The 24689-nt window shown below is 69.4% G+C and carries 22 protein-coding genes; 5 read left to right on the top strand and 17 right to left on the bottom strand.

Annotated elements, in window-relative coordinates; genetic code table 11:
- Positions 1 to 28: 28 nt before the first annotated feature.
- Positions 29 to 577, bottom strand: a complete 549-nt coding sequence (locus tag LK09_RS01465; protein WP_231562921.1) for a glutaminase — start codon at positions 575 to 577, stop codon at positions 29 to 31.
- Entirely contained in the window at positions 574 to 1758 is a 1185-nt protein-coding gene (locus LK09_RS01460) for a cation:proton antiporter (protein ID WP_039394646.1), read from the bottom strand. Before LK09_RS01460 ends, LK09_RS01465 begins: the two co-directional genes overlap by 4 nt.
- Before the next feature lie 104 nt (positions 1759 to 1862).
- On the opposite strand from LK09_RS01460, the gene LK09_RS01455 reads away from it, so the two are divergent.
- From LK09_RS01455 to LK09_RS01445, 3 genes are read left to right on the top strand one after another with little or no spacing between them, the layout of a single operon-like run.
- Entirely contained in the window at positions 1863 to 2222 is a 360-nt protein-coding gene (locus tag LK09_RS01455) for a GntR family transcriptional regulator (RefSeq protein ID WP_039394644.1), read from the top strand.
- Entirely contained in the window at positions 2219 to 3124 is a 906-nt protein-coding gene (locus LK09_RS01450; RefSeq protein ID WP_039394643.1) for an ABC transporter ATP-binding protein, read from the top strand. The genes LK09_RS01455 and LK09_RS01450 overlap by 4 nt, the downstream gene beginning before the upstream one ends.
- On the top strand, positions 3121 to 3873 hold the full coding sequence (locus LK09_RS01445; RefSeq protein ID WP_052226273.1) for a hypothetical protein: 753 nt from the start codon (positions 3121 to 3123) through the stop codon (positions 3871 to 3873). The genes LK09_RS01450 and LK09_RS01445 overlap by 4 nt, the downstream gene beginning before the upstream one ends.
- Before the next feature lie 24 nt (positions 3874 to 3897).
- Here LK09_RS01445 and LK09_RS01440 read toward each other — a convergent pair whose 3' ends face one another.
- Positions 3898 to 4608, bottom strand: coding sequence for a GTP pyrophosphokinase (locus LK09_RS01440; protein WP_052226272.1), 711 nt, complete (start codon positions 4606 to 4608; stop codon positions 3898 to 3900).
- 170 nt (positions 4609 to 4778) lie between these two features.
- On the opposite strand from LK09_RS01440, the gene LK09_RS01435 reads away from it, so the two are divergent.
- Positions 4779 to 6179 (top strand): aspartate aminotransferase family protein, encoded by a 1401-nt coding sequence (locus tag LK09_RS01435; RefSeq protein ID WP_039394642.1) that lies wholly within the window; start codon positions 4779 to 4781, stop codon positions 6177 to 6179.
- Positions 6180 to 6244: 65 nt separating this feature from the next.
- Here LK09_RS01435 and manA read toward each other — a convergent pair whose 3' ends face one another.
- Genes manA through LK09_RS01405 form a run of 6 tightly spaced genes read right to left on the bottom strand, consistent with a single transcriptional unit; the run spans position 6245 to position 13859 of the window.
- A complete protein-coding gene (manA, locus tag LK09_RS01430) occupies positions 6245 to 7381 on the bottom strand; it encodes a mannose-6-phosphate isomerase, class I (RefSeq protein WP_039394641.1) in 1137 nt (378 codons plus the stop codon).
- Positions 7378 to 8349, bottom strand: a complete 972-nt coding sequence (locus LK09_RS01425) for an N-acetylglucosamine kinase (RefSeq protein ID WP_052226271.1) — start codon at positions 8347 to 8349, stop codon at positions 7378 to 7380. The genes manA and LK09_RS01425 overlap by 4 nt, the downstream gene beginning before the upstream one ends.
- Positions 8346 to 10826: a glycosyl hydrolase 2 galactose-binding domain-containing protein gene (locus tag LK09_RS01420; RefSeq protein ID WP_039394640.1), complete on the bottom strand. Its 2481-nt coding sequence runs from the start codon at positions 10824 to 10826 to the stop codon at positions 8346 to 8348. The genes LK09_RS01425 and LK09_RS01420 overlap by 4 nt, the downstream gene beginning before the upstream one ends.
- Positions 10823 to 11641 carry a carbohydrate ABC transporter permease gene (locus tag LK09_RS01415; RefSeq protein WP_039394637.1) on the bottom strand — a complete coding sequence of 273 codons (819 nt, stop codon included), beginning with the start codon at positions 11639 to 11641 and terminating at the stop codon, positions 10823 to 10825. Before LK09_RS01415 ends, LK09_RS01420 begins: the two co-directional genes overlap by 4 nt.
- Positions 11638 to 12546, bottom strand: coding sequence for a carbohydrate ABC transporter permease (locus LK09_RS01410; RefSeq protein WP_039394633.1), 909 nt, complete (start codon positions 12544 to 12546; stop codon positions 11638 to 11640). The genes LK09_RS01415 and LK09_RS01410 overlap by 4 nt, the downstream gene beginning before the upstream one ends.
- On the bottom strand, positions 12543 to 13859 hold the full coding sequence (locus LK09_RS01405) for an ABC transporter substrate-binding protein (RefSeq protein ID WP_039394630.1): 1317 nt from the start codon (positions 13857 to 13859) through the stop codon (positions 12543 to 12545). Before LK09_RS01405 ends, LK09_RS01410 begins: the two co-directional genes overlap by 4 nt.
- Before the next feature lie 138 nt (positions 13860 to 13997).
- Between LK09_RS01405 and LK09_RS01400 the strand changes: the two genes are divergently transcribed.
- Positions 13998 to 15053: a LacI family DNA-binding transcriptional regulator gene (locus LK09_RS01400; protein WP_039394627.1), complete on the top strand. Its 1056-nt coding sequence runs from the start codon at positions 13998 to 14000 to the stop codon at positions 15051 to 15053.
- 686 nt (positions 15054 to 15739) lie between these two features.
- Here LK09_RS01400 and LK09_RS21035 read toward each other — a convergent pair.
- The 8 genes from LK09_RS21035 to LK09_RS01355 form a co-directional block, all read right to left on the bottom strand.
- Positions 15740 to 17557: a M4 family metallopeptidase gene (locus LK09_RS21035; RefSeq protein WP_082007975.1), complete on the bottom strand. Its 1818-nt coding sequence runs from the start codon at positions 17555 to 17557 to the stop codon at positions 15740 to 15742.
- A gap of 132 nt (positions 17558 to 17689) precedes the next feature.
- Positions 17690 to 18493, bottom strand: coding sequence for a Cof-type HAD-IIB family hydrolase (locus tag LK09_RS01385; protein ID WP_231562920.1), 804 nt, complete (start codon positions 18491 to 18493; stop codon positions 17690 to 17692).
- An 81-nt stretch (positions 18494 to 18574) separates the two neighbouring features.
- Entirely contained in the window at positions 18575 to 19267 is a 693-nt protein-coding gene (locus LK09_RS01380; protein ID WP_039394617.1) for a TetR/AcrR family transcriptional regulator, read from the bottom strand.
- Entirely contained in the window at positions 19264 to 20904 is a 1641-nt protein-coding gene (locus tag LK09_RS01375) for an ABC transporter substrate-binding protein (protein ID WP_039394614.1), read from the bottom strand. The genes LK09_RS01380 and LK09_RS01375 overlap by 4 nt, the downstream gene beginning before the upstream one ends.
- 23 nt (positions 20905 to 20927) lie before the next feature.
- Positions 20928 to 21749 carry an ABC transporter ATP-binding protein gene (locus LK09_RS01370; protein WP_082007974.1) on the bottom strand — a complete coding sequence of 274 codons (822 nt, stop codon included), beginning with the start codon at positions 21747 to 21749 and terminating at the stop codon, positions 20928 to 20930.
- Positions 21746 to 22777, bottom strand: coding sequence for an ABC transporter ATP-binding protein (locus LK09_RS01365; protein ID WP_052226270.1), 1032 nt, complete (start codon positions 22775 to 22777; stop codon positions 21746 to 21748). Before LK09_RS01365 ends, LK09_RS01370 begins: the two co-directional genes overlap by 4 nt.
- Positions 22774 to 23643 carry an ABC transporter permease gene (locus tag LK09_RS01360; protein WP_231562919.1) on the bottom strand — a complete coding sequence of 290 codons (870 nt, stop codon included), beginning with the start codon at positions 23641 to 23643 and terminating at the stop codon, positions 22774 to 22776. The genes LK09_RS01365 and LK09_RS01360 overlap by 4 nt, the downstream gene beginning before the upstream one ends.
- Positions 23640 to 24644, bottom strand: a complete 1005-nt coding sequence (locus tag LK09_RS01355) for an ABC transporter permease (RefSeq protein ID WP_197060945.1) — start codon at positions 24642 to 24644, stop codon at positions 23640 to 23642. The genes LK09_RS01360 and LK09_RS01355 overlap by 4 nt, the downstream gene beginning before the upstream one ends.
- Positions 24645 to 24689: the final 45 nt, after the last annotated feature.

Here is a 24689-nt window from a genome sequence, read left to right as displayed (position 1 = left end):
CGCCGACATCCGGCTGGGCGGCCCTGACTCACGCGCCCGGGGCGGGATGCTCCAGCAGGTCGATGCGCTCGGTCAGGTACGGCCGCAGCGGCACGGCCGCACCGGTGCGCCTCCACCGCACGGTCAGCGACCCGTCGGCGGCCACGCCCACCGGGCCGGATGCCCCCTCGGCGGCGAGCCGGGCCGCATCGATCGGCACGGCGTCGACGTGCACCGTCTCGCCCTCCGCGAACCCGCCCCTCCGCGCCGCCGCCGCGCGTGCGGCGCGGGCGCGCTGGGACTCGGCGGCGAAGCCGCGGCGCACCTCGGCCCGCGCCCGCAGGATCTCCCCCGTGGCGAGCAGCCCCTCCGCCGCCGGGCCGTCGCAGCGCACCAGGATCGCGCCCAGATGCCACACGTCGCCCGCTGGCACGATCCGCTCGGAACGCAGCACCCCGAGAATCCGGCGTGCCGGCCGCGTCGCGCCCAGCCGTTGCCTCGGGTACCCGGCCAGCTCCCGCCGCACGTCGTCGACGATCGCCGCGACCTGCGCGGACGGCCCCGGTGCGGCGGGCCCCTCCGACGCCGCCGGGCTCATACCTCGTCGTCCGCCGACAGCGTCGTCACACGCTCGCCGCGAAGCGCCATGGCGATGATGGGGAACAGCAGCACCGACAGCATTCCGGCCCCGACCAGCACCGAGGCCGCCGAGGCGGGGATCAGCTTGTGCTCGGTGCCGATGCTCGTGACCGCGACGATGATCGGCAGGCCGGTGGCCCCCATGAGCGCGACCGACAGCCGCTCGCGCGGCCGCGACCCGGCCGGTGCGGCGAGAATCGACGGAAGCCCGCGCACGACGAACAGCGCGAGAAGCGCGACCGGAACCATCGCGAGCAGCAGCGGGTTCTCCAGCAGCGACCGCAGGTCGAACGTGACGCCGGTGTAGACGAAGAAGATCGGCACCAGGAACCCGAAGGCGATCGCCTCGATCTTGCTCTCCACCGCCTCGTGGTCGGCGTGATCGGCATCCCGCATCATCATGCGCCAGACGAGGCCGGCGGTGAATGCGCCCAGCAGCATGTCGATCCCGAACACGACGCTGAGCGTGACGAGCGCGATGAGAATGAGCAGGACGACGCGCACCGCGAACTGGCCGGAGGTGTGCAGGGTCGCCGCGACGAACCGGTGCAGCCTCCCCTGCGGCGCCTTGAACGCCCACACCACCGCGCCGGCCGCGATCAGCAGGTAGACCAGCAGCACGATCGTCGCCGCACCGGGGCTGCGACTGCCGAGGAAGATCGAGATCGCGATCAGCGGCCCGAACTCGCCGACCGCGCCGAGCGCCCCGATCGTGCGGCCGAATGCGGTGTCGAGTTCGCCTGCGTCCCGCAGGATCGGCAGCAGGGTGCCGAGCGCGGTGGATGCCAGGGCGATGCCGATGATGATCGCGGCTTCGCCGGGCGCCACGATGAACCCGAGGGCGACGCCCGCGACGATGCTGATGATCCAGCCGACGATCGCCCGGCTGCCGGTACGCCCGCCGAGGGACTGGATCGACATCTCGGTGCCCGCGACGAAGAACAGCATGGCCAGACCGAACTGCGACAGCGTGTGCAGGAAGTCGTCCGGGTGCACCCAGCCGAGCACGGCGGGCCCGACGATGATGCCCAGCACCAGCTCGAAGACCACGACCGGGATGCGCACCCAGGGCGCCAGGATCCGGCCGAGGAGGGGTGCGAGCACCGCGACGAGGGCGATCAGCACGAAATCTGGCTGCATCCTCCGAGCGTACCGAGCCCGGTTCGCGAGCGCGGTTGACAAGCGTGGGCCCACATGGTTGGTTAGTTATTGAAGTAACTAACCAACCAACCGAACGAGGGTCGATGGACGAATCGCGGCCGATCTTCCTGCAGATCGCAGAGCAGATCGAGAACGACATCCTCGACGGGACGCTGCCCGAGGGCACGCAGATCCCGTCCACGAACGAGTTCGCCGCGTTCCACCGCATCAACCCCGCCACAGCTCTGAAGGGGGTGAGCCTGCTCGTGGACGACGGCATCCTCGTCAAGCGTCGCGGCATCGGCATGTTCGTGGCCGACGGCGCACGCGCCCGCCTCATCGCCCGCCGCCGGGCGGACTTCACCGCCGCCTACGTGCGGCCCCTCATCCACGAAGCCGACAAGCTCGGCATCTCCATCGACGACCTCGCGGGCCTCGTGCGCGCCGAAGGGATCCAGAAATGACCACGCCCATCGTCACCGCCCGCGGCCTGACCAAGCGCTACGGATCGTTCGCGGCCGTCGACGGCATCGACCTGACGCTGCACGAGAACCGCATCCACGGCCTCCTCGGTCGCAACGGCGCCGGCAAGACGACGCTCATGCAGCTGATGACCGGTCAGCTGTTCCCGAGCGCCGGCGACGTCCAGGTCTTCGGGCACCGGCCCGCCGAGCACGCCGACAGTCTGCGCCGGCTCTGCTTCATCGCCGAGTCGCAGCACTACCCCGACGACTTCGCACCCCTGCACGTGTTCCGATCGGCGCCCTGGTTCTTCGAGAACTGGGATGCCGAGTTCGCGGAGCGCCTCATCGACGACTTCCGTCTTCCGGTCAAGCGCCGCATCAAGAAGCTGTCGCGCGGGCAGCTCAGCGCGGTCGGGGTGATCGTGGGCCTCGCTTCCCGCGCACCGCTCACGTTCTTCGACGAGCCGTACCTCGGCCTGGATGCCGTCGCCCGCCACATCTTCTACGACCGGCTCCTCGAGGACTACGCCGAGCATCCGCGCACCGTCGTGCTCTCCACGCACCTGATCGACGAGGTCGCCAACCTCCTCGAGCACGTGATCCTCATCGATCGCGGTCGCGTTCTGCTCGATCGGGATGCCGAGGAGGTGCGCGGGCAGGCGAGCACCATCGCCGGACGCAGCGCCGTCGTCGAGGAGTTCGTCGCCGGACGCCCGGTGATCGCGCGCGAACGCCTCGGCGGACTGGCCTCGGTCACCGTCGACGGCCGCCTCGACCAGCAGGACCGGGTGCGCGCCGCCGAGCTCGGACTCGAACTGGCCCCGGTCTCGCTGCAGCAGCTCATCGTCCATCTCACCGGCACCGACATCGGCGCCCCGCAGGAAAGCGAGGTCGCGGCATGACCGCTGCAGCCCTCTCCCCCGTCGTCCGCCGTCCGGGCCCGGTGTGGCGCATCGTGCGCCTGCTCGCGGTCAAGCCGGCCGTCTTCTTCGGCATCCCCTGGCTCATCATGGGGGCCGCCTGGGCGGTCACCATGGTCATCGCCCTCCTGCTGCACGCCTCGGGCGTCCCGATGGGCGGGGCGCAGACCGGCTTCCGGTACAGCTGGGCGGTGCTCTCCCCGCAGTGGTATCTGGTCGTCGTGGGCGTCCAGGCCGTCGCCTACACGTTCTCGTTCGCTCTCGGCTTCGGCTCCACACGACGCGACTTCTGGCTCGGCATGAGCGCCATGTTCCTGTTCGTCTCCGCCGAGATGGCCGCCGCCATCGCCACCCTGGTGCAGATCGAGAAGGCCACCCACGGCTGGTTCATCGGCGCGGGCATGTTCGACGCGCTCTGGTACGGCCAGAACGGCTGGGCGTTCGACTTCTACACCACCTTCGCCCTGCAGCTGGCCGTGCTGTTCCTCGGCGCCGGGTCCACCGCGGTGTTCATGCGGTGGCGCATGTCCGGGATGCTGGTGTTCGCCGGGTCGGTCGTCGCGATCCTGCTGATCGCCGCGGCGATCCTCACCTGGACCTCGTCGTGGGTCGCCTTCGGGGCCTGGCTGGCCGCCATCGGGGTCGGGGGTCTGTTCACCGTCATCCTGGCGCTCGCGGCCGTGTTCGGCGTCGCCGGTTTCGTCGTCATCCGCGGCGCGACCCCGCGCTGAGCGTCCGCGGTCAGCGCTCCCTCGTCAGACGGCGATGGAGCGCGGACCGTGGATTTGCCCGGCGTCCTCCGGACTGCCATGGATAGCACCGTGGAGGCTCTGCATCCGCTCGTCCAGCTGCGCCGCGGACTCCGCGGCATCCTTCAGTTCGAGGAGCAGCCCGTCCGGCACCTGACGGTCGTATTTGTAATAGATCTTGTGCTCGAGGCTGGCCCAGAAGTCCATGGCGATGGTGCGGAACTGCACCTCCACCGGCACCGTGACCGGGCCCGTCGACAGGAACACCGGCACTTCGATGATCGCGTGCAGGCTCTTGTAGCCGTTGGACTTCGGCGAGGCGATGTAGTCCTTGACGGTGCGCACGCGGATGTCGTCCTGCGCGGTGAGCAGGTCGAACAGGCGGTAGGCGTCGGCGATGAAGCTGCACGTGACGCGCAGTCCCGCGATGTCGGTGATGTGCTCGGCGATCGAGGCGAAGTCGGGCTCGACGCCCTTGCGGGCCACCTTCTCGACGAGGCTGTCCGGCGACTTCACGCGACTGGACACGTGCTCGATCGGGTTGTAGTCGTGCAGATGCAGGAACTCGTCGCGGAGGATGCCGATCTTCGTCTCGACCTCCCGCAGTCCGAACTGGTAAGCCAGCAGGAACCGCTGGAACTCGTCGCGCATCGCGCGCAGAGACTCGGGGGTGACTTCCAGGCGTTCCTCGTCGACGACGGGGGTCGGGGCGTCCATGGCATCGACCCTACGTCGCGGGTCTCTGCATGACCTTTGAGGATGCCGGGTGCACGGCCAGGATGACGAGGTGTCCGGCATCCCGCGCCTGTCGCACGAAGCGTCCGTCGCCGCCCATATCGCGATCCGAAGGGGGCGGGGTAGCCTCGGATCAGGAGGATCGATAACCAATGTCGACGACGACCGAACTGACCACCTCATACGACGTGAAGGCACTGCAGGCCAAGGCCAAAGAGCACCTGTGGATGCACTTCTCGCGCCAGTCCACCATGGAGGACGGCGTGCCCATCATCGTGCGGGGTGACGGACACCACATCTACGACGCACAGGGCAAGGAGTACATCGACGGGCTCGCCGGGCTCTTCGTCGTCAACGCCGGCCACGGCCGTCGCCGCCTCGCCGAAGCCGGCGCCAAGCAGGCATCCGAACTCGCCTTCTTCCCGCTCTGGTCGTACGCGCATCCCGCGGCGATCGAACTGGCCGACCGCCTGGCGTCCTACGCACCGGGCGACCTCAACCACGTCTTCTTCTCCACGGGCGGCGGCGAAGCCGTCGAGACCGCGTTCAAGCTCGCGAAGAACTACTGGAAGCTTCAGGGCCAGCCCATGAAGACCAAGGTGATCTCACGCGCGATCGCCTACCACGGCACCACGCAGGGTGCGCTCGCGATCACGGGTCTGCCGGGCATCAAGGGCCAGTTCGAGCCGGTCACCCCGGGCGGATTCCGCGTGCCGAACACCAACTTCTACCGCGCCGCCGAGATGGGCGCGCCCACCAGCGACCCGGAGACCTTCGGGATCTGGGCGGCCGACCGCATCGAGGAGATGATCCAGTTCGAGGGCCCTGAGACCGTCGCCGCGGTCTTCCTCGAACCGGTGCAGAACTCCGGCGGATGCTTCCCGCCGCCGCCCGGATACTTCCAGCGCGTGCGCGAGATCTGCGACAAGTACGACGTGCTGCTGGTCAGCGACGAGGTCATCTGCGCCTTCGGCCGCATCGGCAACTTCTTCGCGTGCGACACGTTCGGCTACCAGCCCGACATGATCACGTTCGCGAAGGCGGTCACCAGCGGCTACGCGCCCCTGGGCGGCACCGTCGTCAGCGACAAGGTCTACGAGCCGTTCAAGCACGGCACGACGTCGTTCGCGCACGGCTACACGTTCGGCGGCCACCCCGTCTCGGCGGCCGTCGCGCTCGAGAACCTCGACATCTTCGAAGAAGAGGGCCTCAACCAGCACGTGCGCGAGAACTCGCCGATCTTCCGGTCGACGCTCGAGCAGCTGAAGGACATCCCGATCGTCGGCGACGTGCGCGGCGAGGGGTACTTCTTCGGCATCGAGCTGGTCAAGGACCAGAAGACGCGCGAGACGTTCAACGACGACGAGGCCGAGCGCCTGCTGCGCGGCTTCCTGTCGAAGGCGCTGTTCGACGCCGGCCTCTACTGCCGCGCCGACGACCGTGGCGACCCCGTCATCCAGCTGTCGCCGCCGCTGACCATCGGCCCGAGTGAGTTCACCGAGATCGAGCAGATCCTGCGCAGCGTCCTCACCGAGGCGGGCAACCTGCTGTAAGCGGCACGAAGCGGCCGTCCGGAGCATCGCGCATGCTCCGACGGCCGCTTTCGTCTGCGCGCGGCTTACAGGCCCGTCGCGACGAAAAGGCGACCGGAGCCGCTGACGGTCAGCACGCCGGGCTCGGGCAGGAAGAGGATGCCGCCGCGGGCGAGGTCGGCAGTCTCGGAGTCGGTCTCGAGGGTGAACGCGCCGTCGATACCCACGGCGATCGCCGGCGTCGCCAGCGGGATGCTCGCGTCGGCGGTGATCAGCAGCAGCTCGAAGTCGACGCCGGCCCCGGTCGGCACCGAGGCGGGGCGATACGCGGAGACCCCGGGCGCCACCGGCACCGGCACGAGCCGGGGCGGCGGGCCGGGCGTGAAATCGAGCACGGCTGTGAGCTCGTCCCGGTCGACGTGCTTGGGCGTGAGTCCGCCGCGCAGCACGTTGTCGCTCGGGCCCATGAGCTCCATGCCGGTGCCGCGCAGGTACGCGTGGATGTTGCCCGCCGGCAGCCACAGCGATTCGCCGGCCGCGAGAATGACGTGGTTGAGCATGAGTGCGGTGAGGATGCCGGGGTCGCCCGGGTACAGGGCGGCGAGCCGCGTGACGAGCTCGGCGGAGGGTGAGACGACCTCCCCGGCGCGCGCGACGACGGATGCCACGAGCTCCCCGACCGCGGGGTCGCCGGACAGCAGCCACGTGAACGCGGGCTCGACTCCGGCATCCAGCTGGGCGATCCACTGCTCGATGCCGGGGACGCCGGCGAACGCGGCGAGCGCCGCGATCGTCTCGGCCGGGTCGCGGAACCCGCACAGGGCCTCGAAGCCGTCTTCGGTCGCGACGATGAGCTCGGGCTTCGCGTTCGGGTCCTTGTAGTTGCGCTCGCGGGCGGTCAGTTCGATCCCGGCCGCCTCTTCGCGGGCGAACCCGGCCTGCGCCTGCAGGGGCGTCGGGTGCGCCTGCAGCGACAGCGGCGACGCGGCCGAGAGCACCTTCAGCAGGTACGGCAGGCGGGTCTCGGACTCGCGTTCCCACTCGCGAAGGTCGTCCCACGGGGCGGCGTCGTCGAACCGCGCGGGCGACAGCGGGTGCGCCCCCAGCCACAGCTCCGCCTCGGGTGCGCCGGTGGGCTCCCAGCCGAGGGCGTCCGCGACGCCGTCGATCCGCCCCCACGCGTTCGGGATGGGCGTGTTGGTCAACGGCAGGAATGCGGTCATGACTCCACTCTTACAGGGTCGTTCTGTCCGTTCGGTGTCTGCGCCGTGTCCGAGACCAGTGTGCGCAGCGGGTGGGATGCCGAAAGCCCCGGCAGCGCGGCGGCACCGTCCAATCCCGTGCCTCGTGCGGCGACGAAGCGCACGTGCGCGACGGCCTCGTGCACGAGCGCTTCGAAACGGCGGCGCACGAGCGGTGAGCGGAAGATGCCGCCGAGGGAGGCGACCTCGAGGTCTTCGCCGGGATCGGCCACCCGCGCCAGGGCGGTCGCGACCGAGTGGGAGAGTTCCGCCGCGGCGCGCAGGCAGATCGCGGCGGCGACGGGATCGTGCACGGCCACGGCCGCGGCCGGCTCGGCGAAGGATGCCACGATCCGCACGTGGTCGGGGTCCTGCTGCAGGTCGATGTAGGCGCGTTCGAGGTCCGGCCAGCGTTCGCGCACCAGTGCGGTGAGGGCGGTCGCCGGGCCGCGGCCGTCGTGGTCGCGCATGGCGGCGTCGAGCGCTTCGCGGCCGATCCAGTACCCGCTGCCGGCATCCCCCATGATGTTGCCCCACCCGTCGACCCGGGCCACGCGCGCGGCGCCGACGCCGAGGGTGACGACCCCGGTGCCGGCTGCGATCACGGCACCGTGCGCGTCGCCGAGCGCGCCGAGGAACGACGTGACCGAGTCGTGCGCGAGCAGGGTGCGCGGCGGGGTGCCTGCGTCGCCGATCCCGGTCAGCAGCCGTTGCAGCGCCGGGGCGTCGCGCGTGTCGTCGGTGAGGCCGGAGACCCCGGCGGCGACGACCGTGATCGGCCCGTGCGCGAGGCGCGCGGCCTCCTCGGCGAGGCGGGCGAGCTGCGGGAACAGCTCGTCGTTGGTGCGGACGCCATCGAGCACCTGCTCGACAGGCGTCTCCCCCGGCGTGCCGACGCGCACTTTCGTGCCGGTCTGCCCGGCGTCCATGGCCAGAGTCGTGCCCGTCATGGGACCACCAGTTCGTTGAGGGTGCGCAGGATGCCGGGCGCGCGCACGGCCGCGGCATCCAGCCGGTCGATGCCGCGCACCCGGAACGTGTGCGTCGCGCCCGGGAGCAGCGTGACCATCCCGCTGTCGACGGAGGCGTCGGGATGCAGCTGGTCGACGGTGAGGGTGAGGTCGCGCACCAGGCCCGCGGCCGTGACGGTGACGGCGAACCCGTCGCCTTCGGGGGCGACCTCGACCGCGAGCTCGGCGGAGGCGAGCGCACTGGCCCGCGGCTCGGCGAAGAACCAGTGCGCTCGCACCCGGTCGAGTTGCGCGACGAGCAGTTCGGAGCCGGCATGCTCCGGTGCGGCGACGGCCTGCTCGGTCGCGACGGTCACGGCCGACCACGGCGGCACCGCCACCGGCAGCTCTTCGGCGGCGAGCCCCCGCCCGTCGAACGCGCGACGCGTCACTGCGAGCGCGCCCTCCCAGGGCCGGTCGGTCTCGTTCACCACCGTCACGGCCACCCCGTCGCCGTGCGGATTGACGAGCAGGGCGCGCGGGGCGAACGCCTGCGCCATGGCGAACAGCTGCGGCTTCTCGCGCCCGTCGCCGTCGATCGCCGCCCACGAGGTCACCGGCCAGCAGTCGTTCAGCTGCCAGACGACCGCTCCCGCCGTCCGCGGTGCGTGGGCGCGGAACCACTCCAGGGCGGTGCGCACCGCGGTCGCCTGGTTCCACTGGGTCGCCCAGACCCAGGCATCCAGCTCGTCCGGCACGCGCACGTGCGCCACCAGCCCGGCCGCGAGCTTCGCGTTGCCGTCGATCGCCTTCTGGTGCACGATCATGCCCGGCGAATCGGGCGTGAGCGGGTCGTCGCCGATCGCCCGGCGCAGGGTCGTGCGGGTGGGCGGGGCCTGCCAGCCGAACTCGGCCACGAACCGGGGCACCTGGTCGCGGTAGGTGGGCCAGTCCAGCCGGTTCCACTGCTCCCACAGGTGCATCGACCCGTGGCGCTCGTCGTTCGGATGCTGCCCGCCGGGACTGAACGGGCTGCCGGGGGTGTACGTCACGTGCGGGGCGAGTTCGGCCACCAGCGCGGGAAGCAGCTCGTGGTAGTAGCCGGCGCCCCACGACCGGCCGTCGAGCACCGGCTTCCAGCCCCAGTCCTCGTAGCCCCACAGGTTCTCGTTGTTGCCGTTGAGCAAGGCGAGGCTCGCGTGGTGGCCAAGCCGGACGATGTTGTCGCGGGCCTCCGCTTCCACTTCGCTGTGCACGGGCTCGTCCTCGGAGTACGCGGCACAGGCGAACAGGAAGTCCTGCCAGGTGAGCAGCCCCAGCTCGTCGCACACGTCGTAGAACGCATCGTCCTCGTAGATGCCCCCGCCCCAGACCCGGACCAGGTTGACGTTCGCGGCCTTCGCCTGTCCCAGGCGCCGGGCATAGCGGTCGCGGTCCACCCGCGGGAAGAACGCGTCGTCGGGGATCCAGTTGACCCCCTTCACGAAGACGGGGCGGTCGTTGACGACCAGCTGGAACGGGGTGCCGTCGGTGTCGGGCTCCGTGTTCCAGCGGACGGTGCGGAACCCGACGCGGCGCGTCGCGGCATCCTGCACGTCGTCGCCCGCGACGAGTGTCACGGCGACGTCCGACAGCGGCTGGGCTCCGTGGCCGGCGGGCCACCACAGGTCGACGGCGGCGAGGTCGACGGATGCCGTCGCCTCGGATGCATCGGCGGGCACCAGGACGGACGCCGACGCGCCCTCGACCTCGACCTCGACGCCGAGCCGCACCGCGGCGTGCACACCCGGCGCGCGCACGATGCGCACGGTCGCGTCCACCCGGCCGCCGTCCGCCACCGGGGTCGCGACGACCCGCACGTCGGCGAGCCGGGCGAGCGACCAGGACTCCAGGCGCACCGGGCGCCAGATCCCGCTGGTGCGGGTCGCGATCCCCCAGTCCCAGCCGAAGCTGCACGCCGACTTGCGGATCGCGTTGAACGGCTCGGCGTACGGCCGCGGGCGGGCCCCGAGCGCCACGCTCTGCCGGTCGGCATACGCCACCGGGCTGCCAAACGCGACAGTCAGCCGGTTCTCGCCGGCCACGAGCACCGCCGAGGCATCCAGCCGGTAGGTGCGGTGCTGGTTGGCGACCTCCGCGAGCAGGGTCCCGTTCAGGATCACGGCGGCCACCGTGTCGAGCCCGTCGAACACGAGCTCGTGCACCGCGCGGGAGGCGAGCTCCTCCGCGGTCACCGAGAAGGCGGTCTCGTACGTCCAGTCGCAGCGCCCGATCCACGCGAGCGCCGACTCGTTGTCGTCCAGATACGGGTCGGGGATGAGTCCGGCCGCGAGCAGGTCGAGGTGCACGACGCCGGGGACGGATGCCGCGACCCGGCGACCGGCGAACGCCTCCGGAACGGGACCGCCCGCGGCGCGGACGGTCCAGCCGTCGTGCAGTTCGCGACGGAGGACGGATGTGTCGGTGGTGGTGGTCATTTCACAGCTCCGGCGGCCATGCCGCGATAGATCCAGCGCTGCAGCAGCAGGAACACGATGAGCGTCGGGATGATGACGACGATCGTACCTGCGGTGATGATCTCCCAGTGCGCTCCGAACGGTCCTTTGAACCGATAGAGCGATGTGGAGATCAGCCCCTGCGAGGGCAGGTACAGCGCGGGAAGGTAGTACTCGTTGTAGATGGCGATGCCCTTGATGATGATCACGGTGGCGATCGCCGGACGCAGCAGCGGCAGGATCACGCGCCAGTAGATCGTCCAGCGGTTCGCGCCGTCGATCATCGCCGCCTCGTCGAGGGCGACCGGGATCGACTGCATGAACTGGATGAAGATGTAGATCGAGACGATGTCGGTGCCCGAGAACAGCAGCACGAGGGCGGCCTTGGTGTCGAACAGCCCGAGGCCGTTGATGATCTGGAACGTGGCGACCTGGCTCGTCACGCTCGGGATGAGCGTCGCCAGCAGGAACATCCCCGTCACCAGGCGGCGTCCGCGGAAGCGGAACCGGTCGATCGCGTAGGCGGCCATCGTGCCGACCGCGATCGTGATCGCGAGCGAGATGACGAGCACGATGGTCGTGTTGACGAAGCCCTCCAGCATCCCGCCCTGCTGCCAGGCGATCGCGAAGTTCTGCAGGTTGAACCAGTCCGACGGCGGGGCCAGAGGGCCCGTGCCGGCGTACTCCTGCGGCGTCTTGAAGCTCGCGAACAGAACCACCGACAGCGGAACCAGCACCACCAGCGAGGCGAGGACGAGCGATCCGTACTTGACGGTGCCCCACACGGCGCGCCTCACGACAGCTCCACCTTCTCGTCGGGGAACACGCGGCGCTGGATCCAGGTGATCACCAGCACGATCGCGAGCAGCACCACCGCCATCGCCGAGGCCAGCCCGACGGAGCGGAACTGGAAGGCCGTCTGCAGGGTCTGGATGACGAACGTCGCGGTGCCGTTGGCGCCGCCCGTCATGATCAGCGGGATCTCGTACACCGAGAGCGCGCCGGCGACCGCGAGGATGAACGACAGCCCGATGATGCGCCGGATGCCGGGGAAGATCAGTGCCCAGAACTGCTGCCAGCGGTTCGCGCCGTCGAGGTCGGCGGCCTCGTAGATGTCGTGCGGGATCGACTGGATCGCGCCGAGGAAGAGCACGAAGTTCAGGCCGGTGTACCGCCAGACCGATGTCGCCGCGAGTGACACGTTGGCGATGGAGGCATCCCCGAGCCACTGCGGCGGATCAGTCACGCCGAACCAGCCCAGCACCGCGTCGAGGGTGCCGCCCGGCTGGAACAGGTACAGGAACACGAACCCGATCGCGACGCCGTTGATGAGGTACGGGAAGAAGAGGATGCCACGGAACAGCGCAGAGAACCGCGTGCTGAAGCTGAGCAGTGCCGCGAAGTACAGCGCGATGGCCATCTGCACGAACGACCCCACGAAGTAGTAGAGGCTCACGAGGAAGACACCGAAGATGGTCGGATCGGTGAACACGTCAACGTAGTTCTGGGCGCCCACGACCGTCTTGTCAGGACTGAGGCCGTCCCAGTCGGTGACGCTGTACCAGAGCATGTTCACCGCCGGAAGGTAGGTCAGCAGGACGAGCAGGCCCACCGCCCCGACGACGAAGAGGTACGGGGTGAGCTTGGCGACGAGTCCCCGGCCGGCGGGACCGGGGACCGTCGCGACGGATGTCGTCGTCATTTCGCCGACTCGGTGACGGCGTGCCCCCACTGCGCCTTCAGCTGGGCGAAGGCGGACTCCTTCGTGCCGGGAGCCTGACCCCGGGCGATGTCGACCAGCTTCTGCCGGTAGATGTTGCCCTGCAGGTCGATCTTCGAAGCCGCGGCGAGGTCGTCGAGCAGGCCCTCCTCGCCCTTCGGCGCGGGGGCCACCTCGAGCAGCTTGACCTTGTGCTCGGCGAGCGCGGCGAGATTGCCGGGCAGGGGCTGCGCCTTGATGGCCGAGATCATGCCCTGGTCCGCGGTGAACCCCGACTTCTGCAGCAGCCAGTCAAGCCACGCCCTGCCGGCCGCCTGGTTCTGCGAGTTCTTGTTGATCGCGAGCTTGTAGTCGCCGCCGATGACGGCGCTCTGCACGCCGTCCACGCTGGCCGGGAAGGGCATGAAGCCGACGGTGTCCGCCGATGCGCCGGCCGTCTTCGCGGCGGCCTGGAACTGCGAGATCGCCCAGGAGCCGAGCACCATCGCGCCGATCTTCCCCGTGGCGAAGTCGCTCTTGGACTGCTCCCAGTTGGTGGTGAGGGGGTCGGACTCGCTGAGCTTCTGATGCACCACATCGAACAGCAGCGAGTCGATCGCGTAGATGTCGGTGCCGTCCTTCCACGGCGCCTTGTCATGGGTCATCGCGTTCTGGGCATTCGCATCTGCGGTGACGGCGCCGATGTTGTTGGTCCACTGACTGCCGAGGGGCCAGCCGTCCTTGTAGTTCGTGTAGTACGGCGTGGCATCCGTCTTCTGCTTGATCTGCTGCAGGTCGGCGAGGAACTGGTCGCTGCTCGTCGGCCAGGCGGCGATGCCCGCCTTCTTCCAGACCTCGGTGTTGTAGAGGATGCCGTTCGCGTTGCCGCCGAGGGCGATGCCGTACTGCTTCCCGTCGTACGACCCCGGGCCGAGGAAGCGGTCGGTGGCGGCGAGGTCGGCGGTCTTGCCCAGCGGCTCGAAGAAGTCCGGGAACTGGTTCGCGGGCACGCCGTTGGGGATCATCAGCACGTCGCCGTAGCCGTGGGGGCTGGACAGCAGCGTCTTGACGTCGTCCTCGTAGTTCGTGTGCCCCTGCACCTTCACATGGACGTCCGGATACACCTTGTTGAACTCCGCGATGTACTTCGCCCAGGTGCCGTCGGTCTGCAGGTCGGTGCGGTTGGTGAGGAACGTGATGTCTCCGCTCGGCTTGCCGTCGCCCGAGGCGGTGCCGGCGCTCGAGCATCCGGCGAGGGCCAGCGCGGTGACGGCGGCCATCGCGGCGAAGGCGAGCGTCGCCCTGTGTTCTGCCATGTCGTACTCCTTTGTCGATCCCGGTCGGGTGCGTAGCGCGTTCCGGGTTGGGAGACACTGTATAGATAAAGCGCTTAAGTTGTAAAGCGCTTTAGTGAGGTTGTGGATGACTGTGATTGCGCGCGCTAGGGTTCAGAGGTGACCGAGCAGCAACGCCCCTCCCCCGCCGTCCGTGTCACGATCAACGACATCGCTGCACGGGCGGGGGTGTCGATCGGCGCGGTCTCGTTCGCGCTGAACGGCCGCAAGGGGGTGTCCGAGAAAACGCGGGCGCGGGTGCTGAAGGTCGCCGACGAGCTCGGCTGGGCACCCTCGACGGCGGCCCGGTCTCTGGCGGAGGCTCGCACCGAGACGATCGGGCTCGTGCTGCGTCGCGACCTGCGCACGCTCGGGCTGGAGTCGTTCTTCATGCGCTTCATCGCCGGAATGGAGTCGGAGATGTCCAGCCGGGGCTACGGTCTCCTCCTTCAGGTCGCCGCCTCCATGGACGACGAGATCGCCACGCTCACGAAGTGGCGCAGCACGCGGCGGGTGGACGGCATCCTGCTCGTCGATCTGCTCGTCGACGATCCGCGTCTCGATCTCATCGCAGGCGACCGGGCTCTGCCGGCGGTCGTCGTCGGGGACCCGAGCGTCGCCGGCGCAGCGACGAGCGTGTGGACGGATGACGCCGCCTCCATGCGCGCCGCGGTGGCCCGGCTGGCCGAACTCGGACACCGGCGCATCACCCGCGTCGCCGGCGTCGCCGAGTTCGCGCACACCCGCATCCGTGATGAGGCGTTCTCCGACGAGATGACCCGGCGCGGACTGACGCCCCGCATCCTGCGCACCGACTACACGCTGGAATCCGGCACCGGAGCGACCCGCTCCATCCTGCAGGAGGACGGGCGCCCCACCGCGCTGATCTACGACAACGACCTGATGGCCGTCGCCGGCCTCGGCGTCGCCCACGAGCTCGGGCTGGACGTGCCCGGGGACGTGTCGATCATCGCGTGGGACGACTCGGTGCTGTGCGAGCACACCTTCCCCCCGCTCACGGCACTCAGCCACGACGTCGCCGCCACCGGCGCGCACGCGATCCGGCGACTGTTCGCCGTGCTCGACGGGGCCGAGCCGGATGCCTTCCTCGACTCGACCGCGACCCTCACCGAGCGCGGCTCGACGGGCGTGCCGGCTCAAGAGGGAACCGCGTAGATCCGGTCTTGCCCGGAGGCGTTGCGGCCCGCGAACAGGAACTAGAACGCCTGCCAGCCGCCGGGGACGGATGCCGCGACCCGGCGACCGGCGATCGCCTCCGGAGCGGGACCGCCCGCGGCGCGGACGGTCCAGCCATCGTGCAGCTCACCACGGAGGACGGATGTGTCGGTGGTGTTGGTCGGGATGATGACGACGATCGTACCTGCGGTGATGATCTCCCTGTGCGATCAAACACAAAGTGCAGGATACTTCCCCACCGGCAGTAAGCGCAGAATACTTCCCAAACGGCGACCCTTGCGCACGCAGCCGATGTCCTCGGTATGTCCAGAGGTGCCTTCTCCGTATTCCTCCGGGAGATGGCCGAGCAGCTACCTGACGCATTCACGGCGGCGATCGCCGAGGTGCCCGAGGGAATGGTGACCGACCTGCTCCGCGCTATGCCTGCCCGACTCGAGCGATTCGCTGATGAGTTCATGAAGCGCTGGGACAGCGAGCATCTCGGCCTCCGCGCACTCCCTCGATTCCAGGGTCGCACCTCCGTCGTGCGGCCGGACACCGGACGGATCTGGGAGCCAGGTCGCTGGCGCGGTGGCCGGTGGACCACCGGCCGGTACCGGAGCCGTCCCGCGCGCTGAGCGCACGCGCCGTCCGACCCCCGAGCGCGGCTCGACCGGCGTGGGGGCTCAGGAGGGAACCGCGTAGATCCGGTCTTGCCCGGAGGCGTTGCGGCCCGCGAACAGGAACTGGAACGCCTGCCAGCCGCCGAACCCGACGACATCCGGGTTCGACACATTGCCCGGCGTCCCGGAGTCGCCGTACGAAAGCAGCTGACCCTGACCGTCGACGGCGTAGATCCGGTCCTGACCGGCCGCATTCCGGCCGGCGAACAGGAACCGGAAGTCCTGCCAGCCGCCGAACCCGACGACGACCGGATCCGAGACATTGCCTGGCGTCCCGGAGTCGCCGTACGAAAGCAGCTGACCCTGACCGTCGACGGCGTAGATCCGATCCTGACCCGCCGCGTTCCGGCCGGCGAACAGGAACCGGAAGTCCTGCCAGCCGCCGAACCCGACCACATCCGGGGAGGACACGTTTCCCGGCGTCCCGGAGTCGCCGTACGAGAGAAGCCGGCCCTGACCGTCAACGGCGTAGATCCGGTCCTGACCGGCCGCATTGCGGCCCGAGAACAGGAACCGGAAGTCCTGCCAGCCCCCGAACCCCACCACATCGGGGGCCGACACGTTGCCCGGTGTCCCCGCATCTCCGTACGAGAGCAGACGACCTTGACCGTCGACGGCGTAGATCCGATCCCGACCGGCCGCATTGCGGCCGCCGAACAGGAATGTGAACGCCTGCCAGCCGCCGAACCCGACCACATCCGGATCCGACACGTTGCCCGGAGTCCCCGCATCGCCGTACGAGAGCAGCTGGCCCTTGACGAACTGCGGGCTCACCGTGATTCCGACCTGTGCCCACGCGTCCACGACCTTCTTCGCCTCTTCCGCCTGATACATCGCGAACGCCGTGTTCACCGTGCGCTGGGCGAAGTCCTGGAAGTTCAGGTTCGAGGGGCGGCCGGGGTCGGTCAGCACGTTGTACCAGATCTGCCCGGCACGCTCCCAGGCGTGACCTCCGAGCGCGACGGCGGCGAGGTAGAAGGCATGGTTCGGGATGCCGGAATTGGTGTGCACCCCGCCGTTGTCGTCGGACGTGTTGACGTAACCGCTCATGTTCGCGGGCTGCGGGTCCTTTCCGAGCAGAGGGTCGTCGTACGCCGTCCCGGGCGCCTTCATCGACCGCAGCGCGACGCCGTTGATCCCGGGCGCAAGCAGGCCCGCCCCGATCAGCCAGTCGGCATCCGCCGCCGTCTGCGGCGGAGAGGCGTGGTACTGCTTGACCATCGATCCGAAGACGTCCGACATCGACTCGTTCAGCGCACCGCTCTGACCGTTGTAGTCCATCCCACCGCTGGCCTGGGTCACCCCGTGGGTGAGCTCGTGGCCCATCACGTCGATGGCGATCGTGAATCGCACGAAGATCCGCCCGTCGCCGTCGCCGAACAGCATCTGCGTACCGTTCCACTGCGCGTTGTCGTAGTTGCGGCCGTAGTGGACGCTGCCGATCAGCCCCTCGCCGTTCCCGTCCACCGAGTCCCGGTTGAACTGATCGCCGTACAGGACGAGTGTCGCTCTCAGGCCGTCGAAGGCCTCGTTCACGGAGACGTCGCCGCTGGCCTGGTCGCCGTCGCTCCGCACGAGCGTCCCAGGAAGATTCGTCCCGTTGCGCGCATCGAAGATCCTCGTCGTCGCAGTCGAAGCCAGGCCCTCCCCCGGGGTCGCCTCGACCTGCTTGGCCGGTGCCGCAGCGCGCTCGGCGCGGATGCGCTCGCTGAGCTGCGCCGTCGACTCGACGAAGGCTCGCTGCTCCTCCGTGCCGTTCTGCTGGATGGAGTCCACCATGTACGGCGGGATGATGCATTGGATCGCTTCGTGCTCGGACATCGTCTTCTCCCTATTCGGTTGATGTCTCATCGCGGCGTCGTCGGCGCGTCGATGTCCGCCCCCTCGGATGCCTACTTGTGGGGAGCGGCTCCCCGCGTCGGTGATACGAGCGGGGCAGGCGTTCGCTCGGTCTCAGACCTCCACGCCGAGGAGCTCGCCGAGCACCTCGATGACGCCCTCGTCGTGGTGGTGCGGGGCGAGGCTGCGGGCGACGGCCTTCACGTCGGGGTGCGCGTTGTCCATGGCGTACGACCACTCCACTGCCTGCAGCATCTCGAGGTCGTTGAGGTAGTCGCCGAACGCGGCGCTGTGCTCGGGGCCGATGCCGAGGGCATCCTGCAGGGCGCGCAGAGCCTCGCCCTTGTTCACCCGGGCATCCATCACGTCCACCCAGGCCGCGCCCGACACCACGACCTGGTGGGTGGCGCGGAAGCCGGCGAGAGCCGGGGCGATCTCGGTCTCGGCATCCCCGAAGCAGAACACCGCGATCTTGATCGCCTGGTCCGCGACGGCGTCGAGGTCGGCGATGACCTCGTGCACGACGTAGTACTTGTCGACCTCGCCGAGGAACGCGTCGTCGGTGCGCGACACCCACGCGCGATCGCGTCCGCAGATCACGATCCCGTAGTCGGCGGGCGTGCCGGCGAGAGCCGCGATCACCGCGCGCACCGTGTCCGCGTCGAGCGGTGCGGAGCTGATCTCGACGTCGTCGCGCACCACGTAGGTGCCGTTCTCGGCGATGAAAGGCATCCCGGCGGCGGCTCGGGCGAACAGGGTCCGAAGCGTCGCGTACTGGCGGCCGCTGGCCGGCACGAACAGGATGCCGCGCTCGCGCATGATCTCCAGCAGCGGCCACAGGCGGTCGGGCACACGGCCCTCGGCATCCAGCAGGGTGCCGTCCATGTCGGCGGCCACCAGCCGCAGGTCGGGGTTCACCGTTCCACGGTACCCGGCATCCACCGGCTGCCATCCGTACGGGTCGACGCGTTTCGACTCGGTCGCCTGCGGCGTCCTCGCTCAACGACCGGGTGCGGTCGCCCTCGCGTGGTAGGCCCGGAGGCCCTCGAGCACCAGGTCGAGGGCGAAGGCGAAGTTCGCCGGGTCGTCCAGGGCCGGAAGCGCGTGCGCCACGGCGGCGGCGTTCGGATACTCCGCCCCGAGCGTGCGGTATTCGTGGTCCCAGGCGGCCAGGTCTCCGGCCAGGGTCTCCGGGTTCAGCGCGAGCAACGCGGCATCCTGAGCGGAGTACGCCAGCACGAAGTCGCTGTACACGCGGTAGCAGCGGGCAGCATCCTGCTCGCTCAGTCCCGCCCGGCGGAACACCCCGATGGTCTCGTCGATGATGCGGAACTCGTTCGGCAGGCGAGCCGAGCGGACGCTCGCCTCCTGCGCGATCTGGGGATGCCGCATGAAGACGCGGTGGGTGGCCATGGCCCGCACTCGCAGCTGCTCGATCCAGTCGTCGGGGTGCTCGTCGGGGGCCTCGGCGAGCACCTCGCCCTGCAGGGCGTCCACGAGGGAGCGCATCAGGTCGTCACGGTCGCGGAAGTGCCGGTAGACCGCGGTGGGGTGGGCGTTCAGCTCCCGCCCGAGCGCGGTGAACGTGAGGGCCGAGACGCCGCCGCGCTCGGTCACCCGGAACGCCGCCTGCACGATGAGCTCGGAGCTCAGGCGCGGCTTCGGTCCCGGGCGACCGGCGCGATCGGTCATTTCTCGCCCGTTCCCCCCAGATGTGCCGCCCACGGGTAGTAAACGTAGTCGAATGTCGCCGGGGCGCCGGAGATCCGCTTGTTCATCCACACGTCGTTGGTCAGTTCCACCCCGCCGATCATCGGGTTCATCTCGTCGTAGAGCTGCTTCTCCATCTGCGCTGCGAGTTCGGCACGGCGGGTCGGATCCTTCGTCGACACCGCCTGGTAGTACGTGTCGTCGATGGCGGAGTAGTTGCCCTGGTTGAACGAGCCGTACGTGACGGCCGTGGTCTGCAACCAGTCGAGCGGGTTCGGGATGCCGCCCCAGAACTGCGTGTACAGCAGGTCGATGTTTCCGCGGGTCTTCGGGTCGTACAGGTAGTTCGAGTACCCGGTCGCGGGCGCGATGATCAGCTTGAAGTTCAGGCCGATCTTCTCCGCCGCGGACTGCACGGCAAGGCCCAGCTGCTGGGTCTCGGACTGGTTCGGCACGACGAGGCTGATCTGCTTGCCCCGTTCGGCGGCCGGGACGCCCTTGAGGAGCGCCTTCGCCTTCGCGATCTGCGGGCTGCCGTCGGTCGTGTTCACCTGTTTGTACAGGGCTTCCAGCTGCTGCTTCGCGAACCCGAAGTTGGCGGAGGCCATCTGCAGGTTCGTGGGCGTGCCCTCGCCGCCGTACACGACGGCGCCGATGCCCTTCCAGTCGATCGCGAGCTGCAGCGCCTTGCGGATGTCGGGATTGCGCAGCGCGCCCTTCTGGTTCGCGACGACGAACTCGACCTCGAGGCCCGCCTTGCCCCGGTAGAGCTTGCCGGCATCCGACACCTTCAGGGTCGGGATGCCGGACACGGGCACGTTGTAGGTGCCGTCGATCTCTCCCGACAGCAGCCCCGACGTGATCGAGGAGTCGTCGGTGAGGAACGTGAACGTGATCTTCTTCACCTTGGGCTGCAGCGCCTTGTTCCAGTAGTGCGCGTTGGCGATCGCCGTGATCGACTGCCCCTGCTTCCAGCCGCCGTACTCGTACGGCCCGGTGCACATGAGCCCGCCCGAGGGGGACCCGAAGTTCTTGCCCGCCTTCTCGGTGAACTCCTTCTCGACGACGACGCCCACCGTCGAGGCGAGCTCTTCGTTGAAGAGGTAGTCGGGCTGCTTCATCTTCACGGTCACCTGGTACGGCCCCGTCTTGGTGATCGAGGCGACGTTCGCGTAGAGGAAGCTGTAGAACCCGGTCTGGTCCTTCCAGTTCTTCGTCATCGAATAGACGACATCGTCGGCCGTCATCGGGTGTCCGTCCCAGAAGGTGACGTCCTTGCGGAGGTCGTACACCCACGTCAGCGGGTTCGGGTTGGCGTACGAGGAGGCCAGGTTCGGCTTGATCTTGAAGTCGGGCGTCTGCGAGAGAAGGTTCTCGCACATGTTCGACACGATCATGTTGGGCGTGTAGTCGGCGGAGTGGTACGGGTCGACGGTCTGCGGCTCGCCCTCGAACACGTTCCAGGTGATGGCGTCGACGGGCTTGCTCGCCTCCGGGGTCATCACCACGAGGGGCGTTCCCTCGCCGATGCCGATCTGCGGGTGGCATCCGGTGAGCGCGAGCGCCGCCGTGGCGAGCACCGCGACCGCGGCCAGCCGGATGCGGGTGGTCTTCTTCATGGGGTGGTCCTTGTTCGGGTGGCTCAGCGGGCCGCGGTCACGGATGCCGGATCCCAGCCTTCGCGCGGAACGCTGTCGCGCAGTTGGCGGGTGTAGGGATGCTGCGGGTCATCGAGCAGGTCGGCGGTGAGACCCTGCTCGACCACCTCGCCGTGCCGCATCACGATGGAGTGCTCGGTGACCTGCCGGATGACGGCGAGGTCGTGGCTGATGAACAGGTAGCTGACGCCCTGGGACTCGCGGATGTCGCTGAGCAGGTTCAGGATCTGCGCCTGCACGGAGACGTCCAGCGCCGAGACCGCCTCGTCGAGGATGAGCACTTCGGGTTCGGCGGCGAGCGCCCGGGCGATCGCGACGCGCTGCCGCTGCCCGCCCGAGAGGCTCTTGGGCAGGGCGTTAAGCTGGCGCTCGTCGAGCCCGACCAGGTCGGCGAGCTCACGGACGCGGGCCTTCGTGGCATCCCGGTCCATCCGGAAGTGCACCCCGATCACCTCGGCCAGGCAGTCGCCGATGCGCTGCCGGCGGTCGAGCGACGTGTACGGGTCCTGGAACACGATCTGGATGCTGCGCCCCCGTTCGCGGAGGGTCTTCACCCCGCGGGCCGGCCGGGTGCGGTCCTCTCCGCGGAACCGGATGCTGCCCGAGGTCGGGGTCTCCAGTCCGATGATCATGCGCGCCGTCGTCGTCTTGCCCGACCCGGATTCGCCGACGATGCCCATCGCACCGCCCTGCTCCAGGTCGAACGAGACCCCGTCGACCGCGGTGGCCTGGTTGCGTCCGCGCCCGAAGACCTTCGTGAGGTCCCGCACGCTCAGCAGCGTGGTGTCGGATGCCATCTCGTTCATGCCTGGGCCTCCTCGACGATCTCGACGGTCTCGAACAGCCTTCCGCGCAGCTCCGGCATCCGCCGGCACCGGCTGAGCCCTTGCACCCCGGCGCCGGTCAGCGCCTCGATCGGGATCAGCGGCGGGGTCTCGGCGCGGCACTCGTCCTGCACGAACCGGCAGCGGGGCGCGAACGGGCATCCGACCGGCGCCTCGTACGCCGTGGTGGGATGCCCCGGGATCGCGGGGAGCCGGTCGACGCGGCGGTCGATCTCCGGGCGCGCCTGCATGAGGGCGGCCGTGTACGGGTGCAGCGGATCGTGCGCGAGCGAGGCGGATGCCTGATGCTCGAGGACCTGCCCCGCGTAGAGCACCATGGTGTCGTCGCAGACCGCGCCGGCCAGTTCCAGGTCGTGCGTGATGAAGACCATCGCCAGCCCGTACTCGTGCTGCATCCGCCGCAGGATCGACATGACCTCGGCCTGGGTGGTGACATCCAGCGCCGTGGTGGGCTCGTCGGCGAGGATGAGGCGCGGGCGCACGGCGACGGCGGCAGCGATCATGACCCGCTGCAGAAGACCTCCGGACAGCTCGTGCGGGTACTGCCGCAGGCGTCGCTCGGGATCGCGGATGCCGACCTCGGCGAGCAGGCCCGTGGCCTTCTTCACGGCGGTCTGCTTCGTCATCCGGTCGTTGGTGCGAAGAGCTTCGGTGAGGAAGTCGCCGATCCGGCGCACCGGGTTGGTGTAGGCGCGGGCATCCTGGAAGATCATCGCGACGTCTTTGGCCCGGTACTGCCGCAGCGCCTCACCGGTGAGCCCGGCGACCTCGGTGCCGTCGAAGCGGATGGAGCCGGTGACGTGGGCGCCGTCGGGCAGCAGCCGGTCGATCGTGCGCACGGTCATCGACTTGCCCGATCCCGACTCGCCGACGATGCCGAGCGTGCGGCCCGCCTCCACCTCCAGCGAGACGTCCTGCAGCACGGTACGGTACTCGCCCTGCACGGGGAGCTTGACGGTGAGGTCCTGGACCTCCAGCAGCGCGGTCATGAGCGAGCCTCCGCTCGTTCGGTGAGCCGGTCGCCGAGCACGTTGACCGCGGCGACGACGAGCACGATCATGATCGAGGCCTCGAGGGCCTCCAGCGGTGCGCCCTGCAGCACGCCGGACATGCCGGTGCCGACCATGGCGCCCCAGTCGGCGGTCGGCGGCTGAACGCCCAGGCCGATGAAGGACAGTCCCGCGAGATCCATCAGCGCGAACCCGAACGAGATCGTGGCGTTCGCGACGATGAGCCCCGACACGTTCGGCAGGATGTGCCGGGTCGAGATCACGAAGCCGCGCACGCCCTGCACGCGCAGCGCGGCGACGTAGGGCAGGTTGCGCTCCCGCAGCGCCGCGGACCGGACGATGCGCGCGATGTAGGGGATGTATGCGATCGACAGGGCCGCGACCGCGGCGGTGAGCCCGGGGCCGAACAGCGACGTGGCGAGGATCGCCAGCAGCAGGCCCGGGAACGCGAAGATCGCGTCGACCACCCGGACGTTGAGCTGGTCGAACCATCCGCCGAACCACACGGCCGCGAGCGCCAGGACGACGCCGAGGATCGTCGAGGCGAGCACCACGAGGGCGGGCCCTGTGAGGGCCGGCCGGGAGCCCCAGATGATGCGGGCGAGCAGGTCTCGTCCGGTGCCGTCGGTGCCGAGCGGATGCGCCGCGCTCGGGCCCTCGTACGCGGCGGACAGGTCGACCGCGTTGGGGTCGACGGGGTACAGCAGGGGCCCGATGAGGGCCATCAGGACGACGAACACGAGGATGCCGATGGAGACCCAGCTCCCGACACTCAGTCGTGCGGCGCGGCGCATCCTCTTGGCGCTCGCCTCGAGCAGGCGCGCGTCGGCGGCGGCGACGGTCATGACGCGCTCCTTCCGGTGGACACGCGCGGATCCAGCAGCGTGTAGGCGAGGTCGATGAGGGTGTTGAGGACGATGAAGGTCGCCACGTACAGCAGACAGATCGCCTGCACGACGGGGAAGTCCTTCTGCTGCACACTCGCGATCAGCAGCTGACCGAGGCCGCCGAGCTGGAAGACCTGCTCGACGACGACCGATCCGGCGATGAGGCCCGCGATCGTGAGGCCGGCGACGGTGAGCACCGGCATGGCGGCGTTGCGGATCACATGGCGGCGCACGATGACGCTGCCGGGCAGGCCGCGGCTCTTCGCGGTCTGCACGTGGTCGCTGCCGAGCTCGGCCCGGATCGCGCCCTGGGCGAGGCGCGCGACGAACGCGACCGACGCGATCGCGAGCGCGATCGCCGGGAGGATCATGTGGTACACGGCATCCCACCCGTCCTTGCCGGACCCGAACACCGGGAACCAGCCGAGCGACACCGCGAACACCGAGATGAGCACGACGGCGGCCACGAAGGTGGGCACCGCCATCACGGCCGTGGCGCCGGCGATCGTGGACCGCGACAGCCAGCCGGGGCGCAGGCCCGCGTACAGGCCGATCGCGAGACCGACGACGAGCACGATGACGGCCGACATCACGACGAGCAGGATCGTGATGGGCGCCCGGTTCGCGATCATCTGCGAGACGGGCACGTTGTAGATGATCGAGGTGCCGAAGTCGCCGTGGATCGCGCCGCCGAGCCAGCGCAGGTACTGCTGCCAGATCGGCTCGTCCAGGTGGTACTCGGCGGCGATCTGCGCCTTCGCCTCGGGCGTCATGGTGCGCCCGTGGGTGAGGAAGGTCAGCGGCGAGCCGGGCGCCGCGTACAGGGCGCCGAACACGACGACGCTCGCGATGAGCAGCGTCACGATCAGGCCGATGAGACGCCCGCCGATGAATCTCACCATCGGCCAGGCGCCCGCGCCCCGCGCTTTGCGGGTCGCGATGACGGTGGTTGTGGTCACGCGTCAGCCTCCTTGCTGTTGCGTTGATGCCGAGGGTCGGGTGTC

The organism is Microbacterium mangrovi (genome assembly GCF_000802305.1).
GTDB lineage: Bacteria > Actinomycetota > Actinomycetes > Actinomycetales > Microbacteriaceae > Microbacterium > Microbacterium mangrovi.
The sequence above is the reverse complement of the archived record's forward strand: the minus strand, read 5'-3'. Positions and strand labels throughout refer to the sequence as shown.